The organism is Streptomyces sp. NPDC060205 (assembly GCF_042728395.1).
GTDB lineage: Bacteria > Actinomycetota > Actinomycetes > Streptomycetales > Streptomycetaceae > Streptomyces.
Window position 1 is genome coordinate 1 of the sequence record NZ_JBHWZP010000041.1, and the last position, 20,920, is coordinate 20,920.

The window sequence follows — 20,920 nt, forward strand, 5'->3', positions numbered from 1 at the left end:
ATGTCCCGTCGCGCCCCCGAACCCGAGGACGAAACCCCCGCCCCCACCCACCCAGGGGCGCGGGGAACTGCGCGACCAGCCCCCACCGGCCCGCACTCCGAACGCGACAGCCACCCCCACCCCTCAGGGGCGCGGGGAACGGCGCAATCCTTTGTCTTCCGCCCAGATAGGGGCAGCGCCCCTGAAGGGGCGCGGGGAACTGCGCGGCCAGCCACGACGCACCCGCAGACGAACACCACCCCCGCGGAGCGGCTACCCCTCCGCGATCACCACCGCGGACGCCACCCCCGCATCATGGCTGAGCGATACGTGCCAGGACCGCACCCCCAACTCCGCCGCCCGCGCAGCAACGGTCCCCGAAACCCGAAGCCGAGGCTGCCCACTCTCCTCGACAAAGACCTCCGCATCGGTCCACCGCAGCCCCCCGGGCGCCCCCAACGCCTTGGCCAGCGCCTCCTTCGCGGCGAAGCGAGCGGCAAGAGAGGCAATCCCTCGCCGCTCCCCACTGCCCAGCAGCAGCTCGCTCTCCAGAAACAGCCGCTCGGCCATCCCCGGCGTCCGCTCCAACGACGTAGCGAACCGCTCGATCTCGGCCACATCAATACCGACCCCGATGATGCTCATCAGGGCACCCTATGGCCAGGTCGGCTACTTCCGTCAGCCCTGTTCTGGAGTGCTCGACGGGACCTCCAGGTCCTCGGAGAACAGATCCGCGACCCGCTCGGCCGTAAGGGAACGCTGCAGCCAAGCGTCCATTTGGTCGAGATCGATGCAGCTGGTGATGCGCTCACGCACGCTGTCCGGTACGGGAATGCCGCGAACCTCAAGCACGGACAGAATGCTCTTGGCCTCACCCTCCGCGATGCCTGCGGCCTTGCCTTCCGCCTTGCCCTCCGCCTTGCCCTCCAAGTACGCCGTCTCACGGACGGTCCCCCGGCCCGGGAAGTAGCTGACGAACGTCATGTCTTTCCTCCATTGATCTCCGGCTGGGGAGTTCCCCAGGGTGATGTCCAGGAACTCGGCGAAGTACCCGGCGGTTACGGGGTCCGTTTGGTGAAGTTCCTGAACGGCGCGGGCGATCGCCTTCAGTATGGCGCCGCCCTGCGGGCCGCGGGCGTGTGCCACGGCTGAGAACACTGCCAGCGCGAGGTTCTTCGACGCGGTCCTCGCATCAGTGATCACCGGCAAGTTGTCCGGCCCGGCGACCAGCGGATACGTCCGCTGAGCGGTCCAGCCACGCGTGCCGCAGTCGAAGGGGCCGACCGCCCACTTGGCCGTGGCCCTGTCCTGGCAGACCACCACGAGCAGCACGGGCAGACCGAACTTCGACTGCAGGTACGCGACGTAGTACGCCCAACTCGCCGCCTTCTCCTTGTTCTTGCCCGACTGCGACTCGATGGCGAGCAGGAAGTCCTCGCCGTCGGAGGGCCCGATACGCAGGACGGTGTCCACGCGGCGTTCCAGTGGCCGGGCCTCCGTCACGTCCGTGGTGACAGCGTCCACGGTCGCCTTCGGGGCGAACGGGACACCCAGCACCCCGAACACGGGTGCCAGGATCTCGGGCCGCTCCTGGAAGATCCGGTGCATGCCCTCGTGAGCTGATGTGACCATGTGTCCAACCTTGATGGAGTAAAAGGCTGAAGATCCAGACAATTGAGCTGCGTTCACTCATTCGAGCTGCGATGAAACGTTCACGCCGTAGAGGCCAGCTCGCACCACACGTACTTGCCGCCGTTGCCGTTGGCCGTCAGGGGGTGCCAGCCCCAGGTGTCGGCGCAGGACTTGACCAGGGCCAGCCCGCGGCCCTCTTCCGAGAGGTCCAGCAAGTCGCCCGTCGGGCACGGCGGTTCCGGCGGGCCGGGGTCCGCGTCCCAGGCACCGATCCGGAGTACGCCGGCCGCCCAGCGGACGCGGAGGGCGGCGGGGCCCTTGGTGTGGCGTACGGCGTTGCTCACCAGCTCGGCGGCGAGGAGTTCGGCCACGTCGACGTGCCGGATCAGGCCGTGCATGGTGAGGATCAGCCGAAGGGTACGGCGGCTGACCGTGACCGCTCTGAGGTCGTTGGGGATGTAGAGGGAGTACTCCCACGGCACGTCGGTCTCGATTCCAGGCATGCGTCAACTCCGGCTCAATGGTGGGGTTTCGGAGATCTGCGGCCGATCACGGGCGGTGGGCATGCCGCAGCCGTCCCGGCAGGACGGAGTGGTGCACTTCCGGAGCCCCGGAGTGGCGCAGAGTGTGCGTCGCGTGACTGAAGGTAGGCCTTAGATTTAAGCTTTTGCAACTGGACCACGTAATCTGACCCCGAACGAGTCACAGCAGCAGGCGCCTTGCGCCGAGGAGCAGCCATGAGTGCACGACGCGAACCAACAGCACGACAGATGCGCTTGGCGGTCGAACTGCGCAGACTCCGTGAGGCAGCAGGACTCAGCGCCCGCGAGGCAGGAGCACTGCTCGGCGTGAACTCCGTCCAGATCAGCCAGATCGAGCTGGGCACTTCCGGGGTGAGCGAGAAACGACTCCGCCGCCTCGCGTCCCACTACGCGTGCACGGACACGGAGTTCATCGACGCCCTGGTCGCCATGGCCACGGACCGGACACAGGGCTGGTGGGAGGAGTACCGGGGCCTACTGCCCACGTCGTTCCTGGACCTGTCCGAGCTGGATCACCATGCCCGATGCCGACGCGACGTGGCCGTCCTGTTCGTCCCGGGACCACTTCAGACCGAGAACTACGCCCGCGCGATTTTCTCCAACCGGATCCCCGAACTCACCGAGGACGAGCGGGAGCTGCGCGTCCGCCATCGCATGGCCCGCCGGGTGATCATCGAGGGCCCCAGCCCCGTCTCGTACGAACTGGTGATCCACGAGGCTGCGCTGCGCATCATGGTCGACGACCGGGCCACCACAAGGGCCCAACTCTCGCGGCTCCTCGATCTCTCAGAAGCCGATCACATCACGGTCCGCGTCCTCCCTTTCACCCTGGAAGGCTTCGCCAGGGCCGGAAGCACCATGACGTACGTCGGTGGCCGCGTTCCCAAGCTCGACACCGTGGTGCGCGACGTGCCCCACGGCTCGGTCTTCATCGATTCCGAAGCCATGCTCGGCGTCTTTCGAACGCGCTTCCGTAAGATTGAGGAAGTCGCACTCGCCCCGGACCGATCGCGCGACTTCATTCACGAACTGGCCAACGAACTGTGAGGCACCCGGTGACCACCCCCCTCAACTGGCGCAAGTCGTCCTACTCCGACGGCGACGACGGCAACGACTGCGTGGAAGTTGCGAACTGCCCCGCCCACATCTCCGTACGCGACTCGAAGACCCCTGACGACGGCACCCTGACCTTTCCCACGCAGGCCTTCACCGCCTTCGTCGACGCCCTGAAAAACACATGACCGCCCCCGGCGCCTGGCGGAAGTCCTCCTACTCGGGCGAGGGCGACGGCAACGAGTGCGTGGAGGTCGCCACCACCCCCGCCCACATAGGCGTCCGAGACTCAAAAGCCCCGGCCAGGGGAACCCTCACCTTCACGGCCGAGGCCTACACCCCCTTCGTCGACGCCCTCGCGCAGCGCTACTCCACCGTCACCGACTTCGCCAAGTTGCGCGGCTGATCCACCTCGTTGCCGCGGGCGGTCGCCAGTTCGCAGGCGAAGACCTGGAGCGGCACCGTCGCGACCAGCGGCTGCAACAGCACCGGTGTCGCGGGGATCCGGATCAGGTGGTCCGCGTACGGGACCACCGTCTCGTCCCCCTCCTCCGCGATCACGATCGTCCGCGCACCCCGGGCCCGGATCTCCTGGATGTTGGAGACGATCTTGTCGTGCAACACCGAGCGCCCCTTCGGCGACGGCACCACCACGACCACCGGCAGGTCGTCCTCGATCAGGGCGATCGGCCCGTGCTTCAGCTCGCCCGCCGCGAAGCCCTCGGCGTGCATGTAGGCGAGTTCCTTGAGCTTGAGCGCGCCCTCCAGGGCGACCGGGTAGCCCACGTGCCGGCCCAGGAACAGCACGGTGTTCTTCGCGGCCAGGGAGCGCGCCAGCTCCCGTACCGGCTCCATCGTCTCCAGGACCTGCTCGACCTCCTCGGAGATCCGGGACAGGTCGCGTACGACGGCCCGGATCTCGTCGCCCCACTTCGTGCCGCGCACCTGGCCCAGGTACAGGGCGACCAGGTAGCAGGCCACGAGCTGGGTGAGGAACGCCTTCGTGGAGGCGACCGCCACCTCGGGTCCGGCGTGCGTGTACAACACCGCGTCCGACTCGCGCGGGATCGTCGAACCGTTCGTGTTGCAGACGGCCAGGACCTTCGCGCCCTGCTCCCGCGCGTGCCGCAGCGCCATCAGCGTGTCCATGGTCTCCCCGGACTGGGAGATCGCGATGACCAGCGTCTGCGCGTCCAGGATCGGGTCCCGGTACCGGAACTCGCTCGCCAGCTCCACCTCGCACGGGATCCGCGTCCAGTGCTCGATGGCGTACTTGGCGATGAGCCCGGCGTGGAAGGCGGTCCCGCAGGCCACCACCACGACCTTGTCGACCTCCCGCAGCGTCCCGGGCGCGATCCGCACCTCGTCGAGCGTCAGCGATCCGCTCGCGTCGATGCGGCCGAGCAGCGTGTCGGCGACCGCCTTCGGCTGTTCGGCGATCTCCTTGAGCATGAAGTAGTCGTAGCCGCCCTTCTCGGCGGCGGACACGTCCCAGTCGACGTGGTACGAGCGGGTCTCGGCCGGCGAGCCGTCGAACCCGGTGACGTGCACGCCGTCACGCCGCAGTTCGACGACCTGGTCCTGCCCCAGTTCGATCGCGGACCGGGTGTGCGCGATGAACGCGGCGACGTCCGAGGCGAGGAAGGCCTCACCCTCCCCGACGCCCACGACGAGCGGCGAGTTGCGCCGGGCGCCCACGACCACGTCCGGCTCGTCGGCGTGCGCGGCCACCAGCGTGAAGGCGCCTTCGAGGCGCCGGCACACCAGCCGCATGGACTCGGCGAGGTCGGCGCACGCGGAGAACTCCTCGGCGAGGAGGTGCGCGACGACCTCGGTGTCCGTCTCGGAGGAGAGCGCGTGTCCCCGCTCGGCCAGTTCGGCCCGCAGCTCCGCGAAGTTCTCGATGATGCCGTTGTGGACGACCGCGACCCGCCCCGCGTTGTCGAGATGCGGGTGCGCGTTCGCGTCCGTCGGGCCGCCGTGCGTGGCCCAGCGCGTGTGTCCGATCCCGGTCGAACCGGCCGGCAACGGCCGCTCGACCAGCTCTTTCTCCAGGTTGGCGAGCTTGCCGGCCTTCTTCGCCGCCGCCATCCCGCCGTCCGCGAGCACCGCGATGCCCGCCGAGTCGTACCCCCGGTACTCCAGCCGCTTCAGTCCGGCGACCACGACATCGAGCGCCGACTGCGACCCCACGTATCCCACGATTCCGCACATGACGGCAGCCTAGGTGCCGACCGGCGCCCGGCCGAGGCACCGCGTGCCCGATATCGGAAATTGCCGGGCCACGGGCCGGGGCGCGGGCCGGGGCGCGGGCCGGGGCGCGGGCCAAGGCGTTCGCCGGCTACTGCTCCCCGCGCTCGATCCGGTCGATCGCGTCCTGCACCATCCCGAGGTACTCGACCTCCTCGCAGCGCGGTTTGCTGCCCATCCGGTAGAGGTCGATGCAGTCGTAGAGGTACTCCCCCAGGTCCTCGTCCGGCAGATCGAGCGCCAGTTCACTGCACACCTGGCCCGCCACGTCGGCCGGAGCCGGCCCGCCTCGGCGGCCGGCTCTTGGACCCGCCAGGCCACGCACTCGGAAACGTACGGTCATGCCGACCATCCCCACCACCGGCGTCCCGGAAGGCGGCTCGCTCCCGGGTGGGCGGCACGCTATGCCCATGCGCCCCACCGGTCCAGGGTTCGGACGCGCTCGAACACAGGCACGGCGTGACGGACTCCACCCGACGGTTCGTTCAAACTCCCGTAACAATGGACTGTGATCTCATCGGTCTCCTCGTTGCCGCGGAGCGCCCACCGGCCCAGGCCGGAGGCGACTCCCTACGTCGACCTCACCCGTGCCCAGTGGAGCGCGCTGCGTGAGAAGACACCTCTTCCGCTGACCGCCGAGGAGGTGGAGAGACTGCGCGGTCTCGGCGATGTCATCGACCTCGACGAGGTACGGGACATCTATCTGCCGCTGTCCCGGCTCCTCAATCTCTACGTGGGCGCGACCGACGGCCTGCGCGGCGCCCTGAACACCTTCCTGGGCGAGAAGGGCTCGCAGTCCGGTACGCCGTTCGTGATAGGCGTGGCGGGTTCGGTCGCCGTCGGCAAGTCCACCGTCGCCCGCCTCCTCCAGGCCCTGCTGTCCCGCTGGCCGGAGCATCCACGGGTCGAGCGGGTCACCACGGACGGTTTCCTGCTCCCCACGAAGGAACTGCAGGCGCGCGGTCTGATGTCCAGGAAGGGGTTCCCGGAGTCGTACGACCGCCGGGCGCTGACCCGGTTCGTCGCCGACATCAAGGCGGGCAAGGACGAGGTGACGGCCCCGGTCTACTCCCACCTCATCTACGACATCGTCCCGGACGAGCGCCTCACCGTCCGCCGCCCGGACATCCTGATCGTCGAGGGCCTGAACGTCCTGCAGCCCGCCCTCCCCGGCAAGGATGGCCGCACCCGCGTCGGCCTCGCCGACTACTTCGACTTCAGCGTGTACGTGGACGCGCGCGCCGAGGACATCGAGAGCTGGTACCTCAACCGCTTCCGCCGGCTGCGCGAGACGGCGTTCCAGAACCCGTCCTCGTACTTCCGCAAGTACACGCAGGTCTCCGAGGAGGAGGCCCTCGACTACGCCCGTACGACCTGGCGGACCGTCAACAAGGTCAATCTCCTGGAGAACGTGGCCCCCACCCGGGGCCGCGCCACCCTCGTCGTCCGCAAGGGCCAGGACCACAAGGTCCAGAAGCTCAGCCTGCGCAAGCTCTGACCGTCACCCCGTCCCCCCTTACCCGGTCGCCCCGTCACTGCCACCGCCACCGGTCGCCGTCACCGGCACGGCTACCCTGCCCCCATGCTGCACCTGCGCCTGATCACCCCGCCCGACCGGACCGAGGCGGTGATCCGCCTGATCGAGAAGACCGTCGGCACGACCCATCTGGCGGTCGTGCCGGGTGCCGCCCGCAACCCCGCCGGTGACCTCGTGCTCGTCGACGTGGCACGCGAGGCGGGCGACGAACTGATCGGCGGGCTGCGCGAGCTGGAGATCGACACGGACGGTTCGATCGCCGTCGAGGACATCGACCTGTCGCTGTCGAAGCGCGCGGACCAGGCGGAGGCCGACGCACCCGGCGAGGGCGTCGACGCGGTCCTGTGGGAGCAGCTGACGGACGCGACGCACGAGGAGTCGACGCTCTCGGTCACCTACCTGGCGTTCATCACGCTCGCCACGATGATCGCGGCCTGCGGTGTGGTTCTCGACAACGCGATCCTGATCGTGGGCGCGATGGCGGTGGGCCCGGAGTTCGGCCCGCTGGCGGGATTCAGCACGGCCGTGGTCCGGCGCCGGCCGCGCCTGGCGCTGCGCTCGCTGACCGCCCTGCTCGTGGGCTTCGCGGTGGCGATGGCCGTGACCGTGCTGTTCAGCCTGCTGATGGACGGGCTGGGCCTGTTCACCGAGGAGATGCTGGAGGGCGACCGGCCCAACACGGCCTTCGTCTACGCCCCCGACGCGTTCTCGTTCGTCGTGGCGGTCCTCGCGGGCATCGCCGGCACGCTCTCCCTGACCTCGGCCAAGTCGGGCCTCCTGGTGGGCGTGGCCATCTCCGTCACCACGGTCCCGGCCGCCGCCAACGCGGCGGTCGCCCTCAGCTACGGAGACACGTCCCAGACAGCCGGCTCCACGAACCAACTCCTCCTGAACCTGGCAGGCATCATCCTGGCAGGCACCCTGACCCTCCTGACCCAAAAATGGCTCTGGTCAAGACAGAGACGCTAAGGGCTCCAGAAAGGGGCGCGGGGAACGGCGCAGTCTTTTGCCTTCGGAGGGGCGCAGCCCCTTCAGGGGCGCGGGGAACGGCGCGACCAGCCACAACGCACCCGCACCCCGCAACACCCCCCAAGCCCCCACCCCGGGACCGGGCCCAAAAAAGAACCCCGGTTCACCCGAGCGCGGACTTCACCGCATCAGCAAGCCGCCCCGCCACAGACCGAGCCTGATCGATATCAGCGGCCTCCACCATGACCCGCACAAGCGGCTCGGTCCCGGAAGGCCGCAACAGCACCCGCCCGGTCGCCCCGAGCTCCCGCTCGGCCTCCCCCACCGCCGCGGCAAGCTCCGCGGACGTCGACACCCGCGACCGATCGACATCGGGCACATTGATCAGCACCTGCGGCAGCCGCTCCATCACGGACGCCAGCTCCCGCAACGTACGCCCGGTCTGCGCGACCCTGGCCGCCAGCAGCAGCCCGGTCAGCGTCCCGTCACCGGTCGTCGCGTGATCCAGGATGATCACGTGCCCGGACTGCTCGCCGCCGAGCGCGTAGTTGTGGTTCTTCATCTCCTCCAGCACGTACCGGTCACCGACCCCGGTCTGTACGAGGGACACGCCTTCACGCTCCATGGCCAGCTTGAACCCGAGGTTCGACATGACCGTGGCGACAACGGTGTCGGACCGCAGCTCCGACCGCTCCCGCATCGCGAGCGCGAGCACGGCCAGGATCTGGTCCCCGTCGACCTCCGCGCCGGTGTGGTCCACGGCGAGGCACCGGTCGGCGTCACCGTCGTGCGCGATGCCGAGATCGGCGCCGTGCTCGATGACGGCGGCCTTCAGCAGCCCGAGGTGGGTGGAGCCGCAGCCGTCGTTGATGTTGAGGCCGTCGGGCTCGGCGCCGATCGTGACGATCTCGGCGCCCGCGCGCGTGAAGACCTCGGGCGAGACCCGCGCGGCAGCGCCGTGCGCCTCGTCGAGGACGATCTTCAGACCGTCCAGCCGGTTCGGGACGGCGGCGAGGAGGTGGGTGACGTACTTCTCGAAGCCCTCCTCGTACGAGCGGACGCGTCCGACGCCGGAGCCGGTCGGCCGGTCCCAGGGGGCGCCGGTGCGGTGCTCCTCGTAGACGGACTCGATCCGGTCCTCCAGCTCGTCGGCGAGCTTGTGGCCGCCGCGGGCGAAGAACTTGACGCCGTTGTCGGGCATGGCGTTGTGGCTCGCGGAGAGCATCACACCGAGGTCGGCGCCGAGGGCGCCCGTGAGGTACGCCACGGCGGGGGTCGGCAGGACGCCGACGAGCAGCACGTCCACGCCGGCGCTGGCGAGGCCCGCGACCACCGCGGCTTCCAGGAACTCCCCGGACGCTCGCGGGTCCCGTCCGACCACCGCCGTCGGCCGGTGGCCTTCGAAGGTTCCCGCTTCGGCCAGTACGTGCGCCGCCGCCACGGAGAGGCCGAGCGTGAGCTCTGCCGTCAGATCCGCGTTGGCGACACCACGTACGCCGTCCGTCCCGAAGAGTCGTCCCACTGGTGTCCTCCGAACTTGCTCAGGCTCGATCAGTCTTGATCAGAATGTGCGACACGGCGTGCAACACAACGTGCTGCACGTACGCCACGTACGCCACCATGTGCGGCTCGGCCGGAGGTCCCGTCCCGGCCCGGCACACGTCAGGTATATCCCCCGGGCCTGTATATCTCCCACGCCTGTTCCAAGGCTGTGGCCGAAAGGCCGCGGCACGCGGCTGCGACACCCGATCACGGCACGCGACGCGTACCGCACCGAGTACCCCACAGCCTCTGACCCACAAGCGGTGCCACAGGTTGTGCCACAGATCGCGATAAACGAACGCCCCGGCGACACAGAACGTGCCGTCGGGGCGATTCGTGCAGAAAGCGAGCGAAAATCGCTGGGATTTAGCGCTTGCTGTACTGCGGGGCCTTACGGGCCTTCTTGAGACCGGCCTTCTTGCGCTCGACCGCACGGTCGTCACGCTTGAGGTAACCGGCCTTCTTGAGGGCGCCGCGGTTGTTGTCCACGTCGGCCTCGTTCAGCGCGCGGGCCACGCCGAGGCGCAGGGCACCGGCCTGACCGGAGACGCCGCCGCCCGAGATACGGGCGACCACGTCGTAGCGGCCGTCGAGTTCGAGCACCTTGAAGGGCTCGTTGACTTCCTGCTGGTGCACCTTGTTCGGGAAGTAGTCCTCAAGCGTGCGCCCGTTGACCTTCCACTTGCCGGTGCCCGGGACGATCCGGACGCGGGCGATCGCGTTCTTGCGACGGCCCAGGCCGGCGGCCGGCTGCGGGTCGCCGAAGCGGCCCGCGAGCGACTCCGAGGTGTACTCGCCCTCGACGACGGGGGCCTCGGACTCGGTGGTGTAGCTCTCGATGTCGACAGCCTCGGTCTCTTCGACCGGCTGCTCAACGGTGGTCTCGGCCACGATTCTCCTCAGATTCTGTTCAGTCTTAGGGGGTGGTGGCCGGAACTACTGCGCGACCTGGGTGATCTCGAACGGCACCGGCTGCTGTGCAGCGTGCGGGTGCTGGTCGCCCGAGTAGACCTTCAGCTTCGAGAGCACCTGACGGCCCAGGGAGTTCTTGGGGATCATGCCCTTGATGGCCTTCTCGACGGCCTTCTCGGGGTTCTTCGCCAGCAGCTCGTCGTAACGGACGGAGCGCAGACCACCCGGGTAACCGGAGTGGCGGTACGCCAGCTTCTGGGTCTTCTTGTTGCCGGAGAGGTGCACCTTGTCGGCGTTGATGATGATGACGAAGTCACCAGCGTCGACGTGGGGGGCGTAAATCGGCTTGTGCTTGCCCCGCAGAATGTTCGCGGCAGTGGTGGCCAGACGACCCAGGACGACATCCTGGGCGTCGATGACGTACCACTGGCGAGTGATGTCGCCGGGCTTGGGGCTGAACGTACGCACGGTCATGCCTTCGCTTCTTCAGTGAGTGGGTCCTGACAATGGGCCACCACGGACGATGTACGACAGCCCTGGCGGACATCGGGACGCAACCGAGTCCTGCCGCTGGTCATCGGCCCGGTGGACCGGTGTAAGGGCCCCTCACGTGAGAATGAGCAAGCCAATACACATAACGAACCGCAAGAATACCTTCGGTGGCCCGTACGGGTCAAAACGCGTGCCGGAGGGCAGGCGCGCACCGGGTTCGAGCGTACCCGAGCCCTCTGAGATGCCCCCTTGCTCTCATTTTGCTCTCATTCGGGCTTGACACATCGGCGCTTCGAGTGCTGCGGGAGAGGACCAGCGGATCCCTTGTCCCCTTGTCCCGTCTAAGATGCGGCCCATGAGCTTTGGGCAGGGGGGACCCCAGTGGGGTTCCGGGGGATCGGGTTCTCAGCCGCCGCAGTGGAGCAGTCAGTCTCCCGACTGGGCGGCACTGGCGGAGGCGTCCGAGACGCGCAACCGGCGCCGCAGGTGGCTGCTGGTCGGCGGCGGCGCCCTGGCCACCATCGCCGTGGGCGCGGCCGTCGCGGTGGCCGTGGTCTCGGCGGACGGCAAGGACCAGGCGTCGAACAAACCCGCCTCCGAGCTGCCCGCCTCCGCGGACATCCCGTCGGACACCGCAGGGACCGGCCCGTCCTTCGAGGCGACCTCCGCGCCGCCGCCGCTGGACCCGAAGGACTTCATATCCGATGTGAAGAAGGACACCGCGCCGCTCGCGCCGGACACCCTCTTCCCGGGCACCCAGCTGACGATGGGCGAGACGGTCTACAAGAAGGGCGCGCTGGCGTCCACGAAGAACTGCGCCTCGGCCGCCCAGGGCACGCTCGGCCCGGTCCTCACGAAGAACGACTGCACCCGCCTCATGCGCGTCACGTACGCGAAGGACGGGGTGGCCGTCACCGTCGGGGTGGCCGTCTTCGACAACGAGGCCAAGGCGCTCAGGGCGAAGACCGACGCCGACAAGCAGAGCGTCGTCCAGTCCCTGACCGGTGAGGGCGTCCCCGTCTTCTGCCGCTCGGCCATCTGCCGCTCGACGACGAACTCGTACGGCCGCTACGCCTACTTCACGGTCGCCGGCTTCACCAACGGCAAGGACGTCACGGAGAAGGACGCCAAGGTCTTCACCACGGGCGACGACCTGGCCGAATTCACCTTCCGCCAAATCCGCCGCAGAGGCGAGGCCCAGGCATCGGCAGCGGCCAACGGATAAGGGGCGCGGGGAACGGCGCAATCTTTCAGGGGGGCGCAGCCCCCCGAGGGGCGCGGGGAACGGCGCGACCAGCCCCCACCGGCCCGCAGCCAACGACCCACCCCCGGCCCCCCCCGACCGGAGGTCAGTCCCGCTTGAGTCGCAACCTGACCGGCACCAACGCCGACTCAAGCTGCGTACGAAGAGTCATCTTCGAAACCCCTTCGGTCCGCTCCTCGAACCGAATGGGAATCTCCACCGCACTGTGCCCGGCCCGAACGGCCTTGTACTTCAGCTCGACCTGAAAGCTGTACCCCGCGCTGTCCAGCGAGTGCAGATCCACATCGTTCAACGCCCGCGCGGACCACAGATTGAACCCCGCGGTGATGTCCCGGATCTTCGTCCCGAGCACAGTCCGCGCGTACCGGTTCGCGAACCGCGACAACAGCACGCGATGCGCCCCCCAGTCCTCGTCGAGCGAGCCCCCCTCGACGTACCGGCTCCCGATGACCAGCCCGACCCCCGAGGCCACGGCGGTGCCCAGCATGCGCGGCACGGCCTCCACGGGATGACTGCCGTCGGCGTCCATCTGCACGACGTACTGCGCGCCCTCGTCGACCGCCGCGCTCATGCCCGCCACGTACGCGCGCCCGAGCCCGTCCTTCTCGGTGCGGTGCAGCACGCTCATCCGGCGCCGCCCGTCCGCGTTGTACTTCTCGGCCAGCTCCTCGGCGATCCGGCCCGTGCCGTCCGGGCTGGAGTCGTCCACCACCTTCAGGTGCAGCCCGTTCAGGGGCAGTTGGAGCACCGCCTCGGCCATTCTCGGCAGATTGGCGGCCTCGTTGTACGTGGGCATCACGATCGTGACGTCCACGTCGTCGAATGTCTCGTACGTCATGTCCTTACCCCTCCCCACCGGGCGCGGGTCTGCCCAGCGCCCGGAACTCCCAGCCCGCCGCGGCCCAGGTGGCCCCGTCGAGCGTCCCCCTGCCGTCCACGATCCGTGGACGGGAGACCAAGGCGCGGGCACGCTCGGGAGCGAGCTCGCGGAACTGCGGCCATTCGGTCAGGTGCAGCACGAGATCGGCTCCGCGCAGCGCCTCCTCGGCCGACAGCGCGTACCCGAGCAGCGGAAACGCCTTGCGGGCGTTGTCCATCGCCTCCGGGTCGTAGACCGTGACATCGGCGCCGTCGAGGCGCAGGCGCGCGGACACGTTCAGCGCGGGCGAGTCGCGGATGTCGTCGGAGTCCGGTTTGAAGGCCGCGCCGAGCACGGCGATCCGCGCGCCGAGAACCGCGCCCCCGCACAGTTCGCGGGCCAGCTCGACGACCCGGTCGCGGCGCCGCATGTTGATGGCGTCGACCTCGCGCAGGAACGCCAGGGACACCCCCAGCTCGTCGGCGCGGTGGGCGAAGGCCCGGATGTCCTTGGGCAGACAGCCGCCGCCGAAGCCGACGCCGGCCCGCAGGAACTTCTTGCCGATGCGGTCGTCGTGGCCGATCGCCTCCGCGAGTACGGAGACGTCGCCGCCGGTGGCCTCGCACACCTCCGCCATGGCGTTGATGAACGAGATCTTGGTGGCGAGGAACGCGTTGGCGGCCGTCTTGACCAGTTCGGCGGTCGGGAAGTCGGCGGTGACCACGGGGGTTCCCGCGTCGATGACAGGCGCGTACACCGCGCGCAGCAACGTTTCGGCACGGTCGGATCCGATGCCGAGGACCAGCCGGTCGGGCCGCAGGGTGTCCTCGACGGCGAAGCCCTCCCGCAGGAACTCCGGGTTCCAGGCGATCTCCACACCGGTGTGGGTGTCCGCGAGGCGCCGGGCCGTGCCCACGGGCACGGTCGACTTGCCGACCAGGAGCGCGCCCTCGCCCGCGTACCGGGCCAGCGACGCGAACGCCGAGTCCACGTACCGCAGGTCGGCGCCCTCGGAGTCCTTGCGCTGCGGGGTGCCCACGCAGAGGAAGTGCACCTCGCCGAAGGCCGCGGCCTCCTCGTAGGACGTGGTGAAGCGCAGGCGCCCGCTCGCGGTGTGCCGGGCGAGCAGCTCCGGCAGCACGGGTTCGTGGAACGGCACCCGCCCCGCCTGCAGCGCGGCGACCTTGTCCGGGTCGACGTCGACCCCGAGCACCTCGTGCCCGAGCTCCGCCATACAGGCGGCGTGGGTGGCACCGAGATAGCCGGTGCCGATGACAGTGAGCCGCATGGCACTGCCTTTCGTACGGAAGATTCAGCTGGTGGACCCAGCGCGGAAAAGCGGGACACGGAAAACGGCCGTGTTCCGGACGTGACGGCGATCAGGACATGACGTCCTTCAGGACGTCTTGATCCAGATGCGGTAGGTCCCCGTGCCGCTGGAGTTGCGCCACGGCACGTCGGCGAGCAGCCGGTAGTGCGGGTTGCCCCTGACGGCCCCGGCGACGACGTCGTCGATCCGCGGGTTGGTGATCCCGTCGAGGACGATCAGGTCGAACTCGCCGTCGCGCAGCGCCGCGCGATAGGCCTCGTCGCCGGTGTAGTACTTACCCTTCTTGCCCTTGTAGTCCATGCCGAAGACGCCCTGCCACTGACTGTGGTCGGTCTTCTCGCGCAGGTAGTAGACGGGCACCTCGGGCGTGGAGCTGAGGTAGTGCCCCTTGGAGTCCACGTGCGACTGGATGGTGCGGATCATCTTCGAGGAGTCCGGCCAGACGCCGAAGCGCCAGTCCGCCTGCGAGATGCCCAGGCACAGCACGGCCGTCCACAGCATGATGCCGAGCTGCGGGTAGCGGAAGTGCGCGCCGACGAGCCGCGTCACGCCCACGCCGGCCATCGGGGCGGCGAAGAGCAGGCCGAAGCCGACGTGCTTGAACAGCGAGACGACGGTGCCCAGATGGATCTGGTACGCCGACGCCAGCACGGCCGTGCCGCACAGGAGCAGCCCCATCAGGGCGCGCCAGCGCCAGCCGGGGTTGCCGAGCCGCTGCGCCAGCGGGGATTCGTTCATCCGGCTGCGCCGGACGTACGAGATCGCGCCGCCGACCGCCGTCAGGAACATCAGCCCGCCCCACTCGGCCGAGCGCTGCAGCAGGAACTGCGCGCTGTCGGTGCCGTGCGCGCGGTTGGTGGTGGTCTGCTGGATGCCCGCGAGCAGATCGGTGGTGTACATCCCGATCCCGGCCAGCGCGCCCATGCCGAGCCCGAGCAGCAGCATGCGCAGCACGGCCGACTTCGCCCCGCGGTACGGCCAGGCGGTGAGCAGCGCGAGCACGACGAGGGTCGGCAGATAGAGCGCCGCCGCGTACTTCACCCCGACCGCGAGGACCGCGACGGGCGCGGCGAGCAGCACCGCGTAGGCCGGCGCCCGGTTCGTGCGGACGACGATCCAGACGGCGAGGGCCAGCAGGAACACCGCCGCCGCGTCGTAGGTCGCGAAGAAGCCCATGACGACAGTCGACTGGACGACTGAGAACAGCGCGGCGGCGGCGAGCGCGGCCCGCTCGTTGAACATCCGCCGCGAGAACGAGTACAGCAGCCCGGTGGTGAAGAGCATGAAAACCAGGCTGAGCACGCGCGCGCCGGTGAGTCCGAACTGGCCGTCGACCAGAGCCGCGAGCACCGGGTAGAGCTGCGGCGACCCCGAGAAGTACGCGGCGTAGTCGATGGGCAGCGGGGTGCCGTTGAGCAGGTGGTCCAGTTCCGCGTGCCCGGCCGCCAGATACAGCGCCTCGTCCTGGAACGCCGTGTTGGACAGCCGCAGCGACAGCACCGTCTGGATCAGCAGGATGCACAGCAGCACGGCCCGGCTGACCCAGGCCCGCCGCCGGCTCGCCGCCATGTCCCAGCCCGCCTCGGGCGTGACGGGGATGCGGTACGAGGGCTCGGCGGGCGTCTCCTCGACGGTGTGCAGCGCGTACGTCGGCTGGTCCTCGCGCTGCCGCTGCTCGGGAATCCCCGGCGCGTACCGCTGCTGCTCCTGCTCCTGCGGGTACGCGGCCTGCGTGCCGTACCCGTAGCCCTGCGCGGGCTGCCTGCTGCCGTTGGAGTTGAACCAGGAGGCCGAGTCGCTCTCCCCGTAGGGATCGGTGTACGGATCGCCGTACTGCTCCCCGAACTGGTCCCCGTACCGCTGGTCCCCGTACCGCCGGCCGTCGTACTGCTGCTCGCCGTACGGGCCCTGCGGCTGCGGCGGACGAGGATTCTGGCTGCGATTCATCACGGCTTCCGAACGTCGAAGCCGAACACGTCGGCGGCGGCCAGTCGCTTGAACTCCTTGAGGGCCAGCGGGCTGACCTTCAGACGCCAGTCGGCGCGCTTCTTGTGGTCGAACCACACGAACCCGAGCATGTCGTCGTCCGCCTCGACCCCGGCGAACAGGTTCCGGACGTCGGCCCGGCGGCGCTCGCCCGGCTCGGCGGCCGTCTCCAGGATCAGCGTCGGCTTCTTCGTGAAGGTCCGGATCTCGTCCAGGGTCGGCCCGAAGACGCTCTTGTAGGCGTTGTCCTCTTCGAGCGTGAAGTAGCCGATCACGCCCACCCAGTCGACATAGCCGTCGCCCGGGTAGTACGGCTCCAGCTCGACGCTCTTGACCGGGTTGACGATGTTGGGCGACCAGGCCCAGATGACGTTGGAGGCGCCGGCGTCCGTGAACGTGTCGTGGATGTGCTTCCACGCGGCCACGTACTGCTTGGGCGTGACGTTCTTGGTGCCCCACTTCTCCCAGTGGCCGTTCATCTCGTCGGCGAAGGAGATCACGACGGGCAGGTTCAGCTTGCGCACCGAGGCCGCGTACTTCTTGAGGTACGCGTCCTTCTCACCGGCCGCGATGTCGGCGAGCGTGACGTCGAACGGCTCCCAGGAGACCAGGGTCAGCGCGCCCTCGGCCCAGGCGTTGCGCACGCCCCGGGCGTCGAAGCCGTCGCCCCAGGCCGCGTAGTACTCGATGAGGTTCGGCTGCTTGCCGGTCATCGCCGTGTAGGCGTCGACGCCCTTCATCGAGTTCGGCGCCCCGTCGACGGCCGCGCCGAAGTACTTCTTCTCGGGCTTGAGCAGAGGCGTCACGTCGTAGGGGATGTCGGCGTCCGTGCCTCGGGCGTCCTCGCCCGCGCCCTGCGAGCCGCCGCCCTCGGACGACGCCGTCGTGCCGGAGTCGTCCAGCAGGGAGCAGCCGCTCAGCGTGAACAGCGCGGACAGGGCCAGCGCACAGCCGGCCGCGGTGGTACGTACACGTGTCAGGAACATCAGACGGCGCTCTCCGATCGGGGCTGCACCAGGACCCGGCCCACGACGAGGGCGTAGAAGAGTCCGGTGGAAAGGATGAGGGCGAAGTCGGGGGCGTTCATCGTGAACAGCCGCCACACCGCGGCGCCCACCCAGATCAGGGCGGTTCCGCCGCCCCAGACCCACATGCCGATCCAGAAGCGGCGGGTCTTGTTCTTCTTCGCGCCGGCGGAACCGGTGGGCTGCCAGCCCATGCGGTTCTTGCGCAGGATGTCCCAGATCGCGAAGAAGTGCGCCCAGCCGTACATCATGCGGGCCGCCCACGCCTCCAGGCGGTAGGGGGCCTTGTGCCACATCGGGAAGATGATCGTGGTGTAGAGGATGCTCGGCAGCACCAGGAGCAGATGCTCGACCTTCAGCTTCTCCGGCATCATCAGCAGCAGCACGACGGGGATCACGGGCGCCGCGAACGTGAACAGCGCCGTGTGGATGTAGTAGAAGAAGCCCGACATGTAGCAGAGCCGACTGGAGAACTTGATCTTCCGCTGCCAGAACTTCCTGCTGCCCAGCAGGCTCATCGACCCCGAGCACCAGCGGTACTGCTGGTTGAAGAAGGCGCCCGCGCTGTCCGGGCAGACCCCCGTGGACACGGCGACGGGGATGTACCGCAGGTCCCAGCCGAGGCCGCGCAGGTCGAAGCCCGTGTGGACGTCCTCGGAGTGCTCGATCAGCGTCGTACCGCCGTTGTCGTTCAGGGCCGCCCGCCGGTAGATGGCGCACGAGCCGACGCAGATCGCGCCGTCGCTGCCCTGCCGGGAGACCTGCACGGAGCGGTAGAACAGCTCCTGCACCGCGCCGGCGCCGCGCTCGATCCAGTTCTGCGAGTCCAGGACACGGAAGTACTGCGGCGACTGGACGATCCCGGTCTTCGGGTTCTCGTCCATGTACGGCAGCATCTCTTCGAGGAGGTCCGCACGCGGGGTGAAGTCGGCGTCGAGGATGAGGATGAACTCCCCGTCCGACTGCTCGAAGCCGAAGTGCATGTTGCCGGCCTTCTTGAACCAGCCGCGGTTCTCCCGGGTCCCGTAGCGGAAACCGAAGTCGTGGGCCATCGCCTCAAGGTCGGCACTCGCGCCGTCGTCGAGCACGAAGGGCACGCAGACGCCGGGATAGCGGTCGGCCATCGCCCGTACATGGGTCCAGGTGTTGTGCAGGACCTCGATGGGCTCGCCGCACACCGGCAGGAAGACGTCCACCGACGGATACGTCTCGGGCCGCCAGTTCGCCACCAGCGACCGGTGGTGCTTGATGTCGAAGTCCCGGGTGAATCCGTTCACCCGCAGCGAGATCAGGTAGTAGATCACCGTGAAGACGAGGAGCGGTGTGTAGATCCACAGCACGGGAGTGGACTGCGCGAGCTTGAACTGGCTCATGATCAGACAGCAGAAGCTGATCAGCGAGCTGATCGTCAGGATCCACAGGTGCCGTCTGGCGTAGGAGTACTTCTCCCTCTCCGTCGGCGGCAGAGGCAGCAGCCCGAGCGATGCCTGGCCGCCGCGCCCAGCCCTCCGTTTCCCGGTCTGGCGCGTGCTGCGCCGCCCCCCGGTCCGCACAGGACCTACTGATGTCATGAAAAAACCCACCCCCGGGCATGCAGCAGCCCGATGATCCCCGCCCCTTGCCCGGCCACCCCATTCGAACAACAGGCCGGGCCGCGAAACTATAACCGAGTTTCAAGAGGTTCGTAAGATTCGCGTGAGGAAGTAAGTCAGACATGACGCCTTACGTCCGATATAAGGCGCCAACATCCGTGTTACGGCTTGATTTCACCGAGGCCGATAAGGGGTGGTTTGCGAAGGGTGGGACGGAGGCGGGGGCAGGCCGGGGCCAGGGGCGGGGACAGGGCCGGGGGCGGGACTTCTCAGCACCGCCCGAGGGTGTTCAACAGCACGCGGCTCCCGGCAGGGTCCGCTTGTTCCGCGCCTCCTTGTTCCGCGCGGCGAGCAGTTCGTCGGCCGGATAACCGACCTCTTCCAGGGTCAGCCCGTGCGGTCGCACCACATGCACGGCGGAGTCCCGCACCCCCGCGGCCAGCACCTTCGCCGGCCAGTCGGGCCCGCGGTGCCCGTCCCCCACGAAGAGCAGCGCCCCGATCAGCGAGCGCACCATGTTGTGGCAGAAGGCGTCGGCCCGCACGGTGGCGGTGATCACCCCGTCACTCCCCCGTTCGAGCCGCAGCTCCTGGAGCGTACGGATGGTCGTCGCGCCCTCCCGCTTCTTGCAGTAGGCGGCGAAGTCGTACTCGCCGAGCAGCCCCCGGGCCGCCTCGTTCATGGCGTCGACGTCGAGGGGCCAGTCGTGCCACAGGACATGGCCGCGCAGCAGCGGGTCGACCCCGCCGGGGTTGTCGGTGACGCGATACGCGTACCGCCGCCACATCGCCGAGAAGCGCGCGTTGAACCCGCTCGGCGCCTCGGCCAGGGCCCACACCCGGACGTCCTTGGGCAGCCGCCCCGCCATCCGCTTGAGCAGCTTCTCCCGGTGCTCGGCCCACAGCTCCGCGGGCAGATCGACATGCGCGACCTGCCCCCGGGCGTGCACGCCCGCATCGGTCCGCCCGGCCACGGTCAGCTCGTAGTTCGTCCCGCCCGACCGCGTGACGGTCCGCAGCGCGTCCTCGATCTCCCCCTGCACGGTCCTGCGGCCACTGGCCTGCTTGGCCCACCCGGAGAACTCGCTCCCGTCGTACGAGACGTCCATCCGGACCCGCACATGCCCGGCCGCCACTTCGTCACTCACCCAGAAATCCTCTCAGGAACACGAAAGCGGGCCCGCTCCTGAAAAGGAACGGGCCCACCAAAGCCCCAAAGGGGCGCGCGCGGGGAACTGCGCGACCAGCCACGACGAAACCGCAGCCGCCAACGAACAGCCCCCGGCAGAACGCTTACGCGTCCTTGGACTCCTCGGCAGCCTCGTCACCCTTGGTCGTGTCGACCTTGGCGTCCTCGACCTGAGTCTCCTCGGCCTTGGTCTCGACCTCGGCGTCCTTCGCGGAGCGCTTCGTCGCCGCCTCGGCCTCACCGGTGGCCTGCTGGGCCACGGTCAGGGCCTCCACCAGCTCGATGACAGCCATGGGCGCGTTGTCGCCACGACGGTTACCGATCTTGGTGATACGGGTGTAGCCACCCGGGCGGTTCTCGTAGCGCGGGCCGATCTCGGTGAAGAGCGTGTGCACGATGCTCTTGTCCGTGATGACCGACAGCACCTGACGGCGGTTGTGAAGGTCGCCCTTCTTCGCCTTGGTGACCAGACGCTCGGCGTACGGCCGCAGACGGCGGGCCTTCGCCTCGGTGGTCGTGATCTTGCCGTGCTCGAAGAGCGACTTCGCGAGGTTCGCGAGAAGCAGCTTCTCGTGCGCGGCACTGCCGCCCATACGGGCACCCTTGGTGGGCTTCGGCATGGTCTTTCTCCTTGATGTCTGCCCCGGCCGTATCAGGTACCGAGGTCAGTATCCGAGCAGACGGTTGTCTGTCGAAGATCCAGGGCGGCCTCGAAGAGGCGCCCTGGAAGGGGCGCGGGGAACTGCGCGACCAGCCACAGCGCACCCG

Annotated in this window: 21 protein-coding genes; 6 read left to right on the forward strand and 15 right to left on the reverse strand. The window is 68.8% G+C overall.

The annotated features are described in order from the left end of the window. Positions 1 to 252 precede the first annotated feature (252 nt). The 3 genes from ACFWGJ_RS10220 to ACFWGJ_RS10230 all read right to left on the reverse strand — a co-directional run bounded on the left by ACFWGJ_RS10220 (position 253) and on the right by ACFWGJ_RS10230 (position 2,114). Positions 253 to 624 carry a holo-ACP synthase gene (locus ACFWGJ_RS10220; RefSeq protein ID WP_381832499.1) on the reverse strand — a complete coding sequence of 124 codons (372 nt, stop codon included), beginning with the start codon at positions 622 to 624 and terminating at the stop codon, positions 253 to 255. A gap of 33 nt (positions 625 to 657) precedes the next feature. Continuing rightward, complete coding sequence (locus ACFWGJ_RS10225; protein ID WP_387322362.1) at positions 658 to 1,611, reverse strand: hypothetical protein; 954 nt, start codon at positions 1,609 to 1,611, stop codon at positions 658 to 660. A gap of 80 nt (positions 1,612 to 1,691) precedes the next feature. Continuing rightward, entirely contained in the window at positions 1,692 to 2,114 is a 423-nt protein-coding gene (locus ACFWGJ_RS10230; protein WP_381832493.1) for an ATP-binding protein, read from the reverse strand. Positions 2,115 to 2,348: 234 nt separating this feature from the next. Between ACFWGJ_RS10230 and ACFWGJ_RS10235 the strand changes: the two genes are divergently transcribed. Genes ACFWGJ_RS10235 through ACFWGJ_RS10245 form a run of 3 tightly spaced genes read left to right on the forward strand, consistent with a single transcriptional unit; the run spans position 2,349 to position 3,612 of the window. Continuing rightward, on the forward strand, positions 2,349 to 3,200 hold the full coding sequence (locus ACFWGJ_RS10235; RefSeq protein WP_387322363.1) for a helix-turn-helix domain-containing protein: 852 nt from the start codon (positions 2,349 to 2,351) through the stop codon (positions 3,198 to 3,200). Between the two features lie 8 nt (positions 3,201 to 3,208). Beyond that, positions 3,209 to 3,394 carry a DUF397 domain-containing protein gene (locus ACFWGJ_RS10240; protein WP_387322365.1) on the forward strand — a complete coding sequence of 62 codons (186 nt, stop codon included), beginning with the start codon at positions 3,209 to 3,211 and terminating at the stop codon, positions 3,392 to 3,394. Then, positions 3,391 to 3,612 carry a DUF397 domain-containing protein gene (locus ACFWGJ_RS10245; protein ID WP_387322367.1) on the forward strand — a complete coding sequence of 74 codons (222 nt, stop codon included), beginning with the start codon at positions 3,391 to 3,393 and terminating at the stop codon, positions 3,610 to 3,612. The genes ACFWGJ_RS10240 and ACFWGJ_RS10245 overlap by 4 nt, the downstream gene beginning before the upstream one ends. Here ACFWGJ_RS10245 and glmS read toward each other — a convergent pair. Together glmS and ACFWGJ_RS10255 are read right to left on the reverse strand one after the other, a co-directional pair. Then, positions 3,573 to 5,420 carry a glutamine--fructose-6-phosphate transaminase (isomerizing) gene (gene glmS, locus ACFWGJ_RS10250; RefSeq protein ID WP_387322368.1) on the reverse strand — a complete coding sequence of 616 codons (1,848 nt, stop codon included), beginning with the start codon at positions 5,418 to 5,420 and terminating at the stop codon, positions 3,573 to 3,575. The two genes, ACFWGJ_RS10245 and glmS, sit on opposite strands and share 40 nt — an antisense overlap. A 127-nt stretch (positions 5,421 to 5,547) precedes the next feature. Then, positions 5,548 to 5,799, reverse strand: a complete 252-nt coding sequence (locus ACFWGJ_RS10255) for a hypothetical protein (RefSeq protein ID WP_387322369.1) — start codon at positions 5,797 to 5,799, stop codon at positions 5,548 to 5,550. A gap of 165 nt (positions 5,800 to 5,964) precedes the next feature. On the opposite strand from ACFWGJ_RS10255, the gene coaA reads away from it, so the two are divergent. Continuing rightward, a complete protein-coding gene (gene coaA, locus ACFWGJ_RS10260) occupies positions 5,965 to 6,954 on the forward strand; it encodes a type I pantothenate kinase (protein ID WP_387322371.1) in 990 nt (329 codons plus the stop codon). A gap of 84 nt (positions 6,955 to 7,038) precedes the next feature. Further along, positions 7,039 to 7,962: a DUF389 domain-containing protein gene (locus ACFWGJ_RS10265; protein ID WP_387322372.1), complete on the forward strand. Its 924-nt coding sequence runs from the start codon at positions 7,039 to 7,041 to the stop codon at positions 7,960 to 7,962. 163 nt (positions 7,963 to 8,125) lie between these two features. On the opposite strand, the gene glmM is transcribed toward ACFWGJ_RS10265, so the two are convergent. The 3 genes from glmM to rplM all read right to left on the reverse strand — a co-directional run bounded on the left by glmM (position 8,126) and on the right by rplM (position 10,884). After that, positions 8,126 to 9,484: a phosphoglucosamine mutase gene (gene glmM, locus ACFWGJ_RS10270; RefSeq protein WP_387322373.1), complete on the reverse strand. Its 1,359-nt coding sequence runs from the start codon at positions 9,482 to 9,484 to the stop codon at positions 8,126 to 8,128. 386 nt (positions 9,485 to 9,870) lie between these two features. Continuing rightward, positions 9,871 to 10,395: a 30S ribosomal protein S9 gene (gene rpsI / locus ACFWGJ_RS10275; RefSeq protein ID WP_107022214.1), complete on the reverse strand. Its 525-nt coding sequence runs from the start codon at positions 10,393 to 10,395 to the stop codon at positions 9,871 to 9,873. A 45-nt stretch (positions 10,396 to 10,440) separates the two neighbouring features. After that, on the reverse strand, positions 10,441 to 10,884 hold the full coding sequence (gene rplM, locus ACFWGJ_RS10280; RefSeq protein ID WP_381833791.1) for a 50S ribosomal protein L13: 444 nt from the start codon (positions 10,882 to 10,884) through the stop codon (positions 10,441 to 10,443). Positions 10,885 to 11,263: 379 nt separating this feature from the next. Here rplM and ACFWGJ_RS10285 point away from each other — a divergent pair, with 379 nt between their 5' ends. Next, entirely contained in the window at positions 11,264 to 12,133 is an 870-nt protein-coding gene (locus ACFWGJ_RS10285) for a hypothetical protein (RefSeq protein WP_387322375.1), read from the forward strand. A 124-nt stretch (positions 12,134 to 12,257) separates the two neighbouring features. On the opposite strand, the gene ACFWGJ_RS10290 is transcribed toward ACFWGJ_RS10285, so the two are convergent. The 7 genes from ACFWGJ_RS10290 to rplQ all read right to left on the reverse strand — a co-directional run bounded on the left by ACFWGJ_RS10290 (position 12,258) and on the right by rplQ (position 20,772). Continuing rightward, positions 12,258 to 13,010 (reverse strand): polyprenol monophosphomannose synthase, encoded by a 753-nt coding sequence (locus tag ACFWGJ_RS10290; protein ID WP_381834434.1) that lies wholly within the window; start codon positions 13,008 to 13,010, stop codon positions 12,258 to 12,260. 4 nt (positions 13,011 to 13,014) lie between these two features. Continuing rightward, complete coding sequence (locus ACFWGJ_RS10295; protein WP_387322376.1) at positions 13,015 to 14,319, reverse strand: UDP-glucose dehydrogenase family protein; 1,305 nt, start codon at positions 14,317 to 14,319, stop codon at positions 13,015 to 13,017. A gap of 108 nt (positions 14,320 to 14,427) precedes the next feature. Beyond that, positions 14,428 to 16,308, reverse strand: a complete 1,881-nt coding sequence (locus ACFWGJ_RS10300) for an ArnT family glycosyltransferase (RefSeq protein ID WP_387322378.1) — start codon at positions 16,306 to 16,308, stop codon at positions 14,428 to 14,430. Continuing rightward, a complete protein-coding gene (locus tag ACFWGJ_RS10305) occupies positions 16,308 to 17,333 on the reverse strand; it encodes a glycoside hydrolase family 26 protein (protein WP_387322379.1) in 1,026 nt (341 codons plus the stop codon). Before ACFWGJ_RS10305 ends, ACFWGJ_RS10300 begins: the two co-directional genes overlap by 1 nt. Next, the gene (locus ACFWGJ_RS10310; RefSeq protein WP_387322380.1) at positions 17,333 to 18,943 is read right to left on the reverse strand and encodes a glycosyltransferase family 2 protein; all 1,611 of its coding nucleotides are present in this window, start codon (positions 18,941 to 18,943) and stop codon (positions 17,333 to 17,335) included. Before ACFWGJ_RS10310 ends, ACFWGJ_RS10305 begins: the two co-directional genes overlap by 1 nt. Positions 18,944 to 19,253: 310 nt before the next feature. Further along, positions 19,254 to 20,111 carry a tRNA pseudouridine(38-40) synthase TruA gene (truA, locus tag ACFWGJ_RS10315; RefSeq protein WP_387322382.1) on the reverse strand — a complete coding sequence of 286 codons (858 nt, stop codon included), beginning with the start codon at positions 20,109 to 20,111 and terminating at the stop codon, positions 19,254 to 19,256. Positions 20,112 to 20,256: 145 nt separating this feature from the next. Then, complete coding sequence (rplQ, locus tag ACFWGJ_RS10320) at positions 20,257 to 20,772, reverse strand: 50S ribosomal protein L17 (RefSeq protein ID WP_387322383.1); 516 nt, start codon at positions 20,770 to 20,772, stop codon at positions 20,257 to 20,259. Between the last annotated feature and the right edge of the window lie 148 nt (positions 20,773 to 20,920).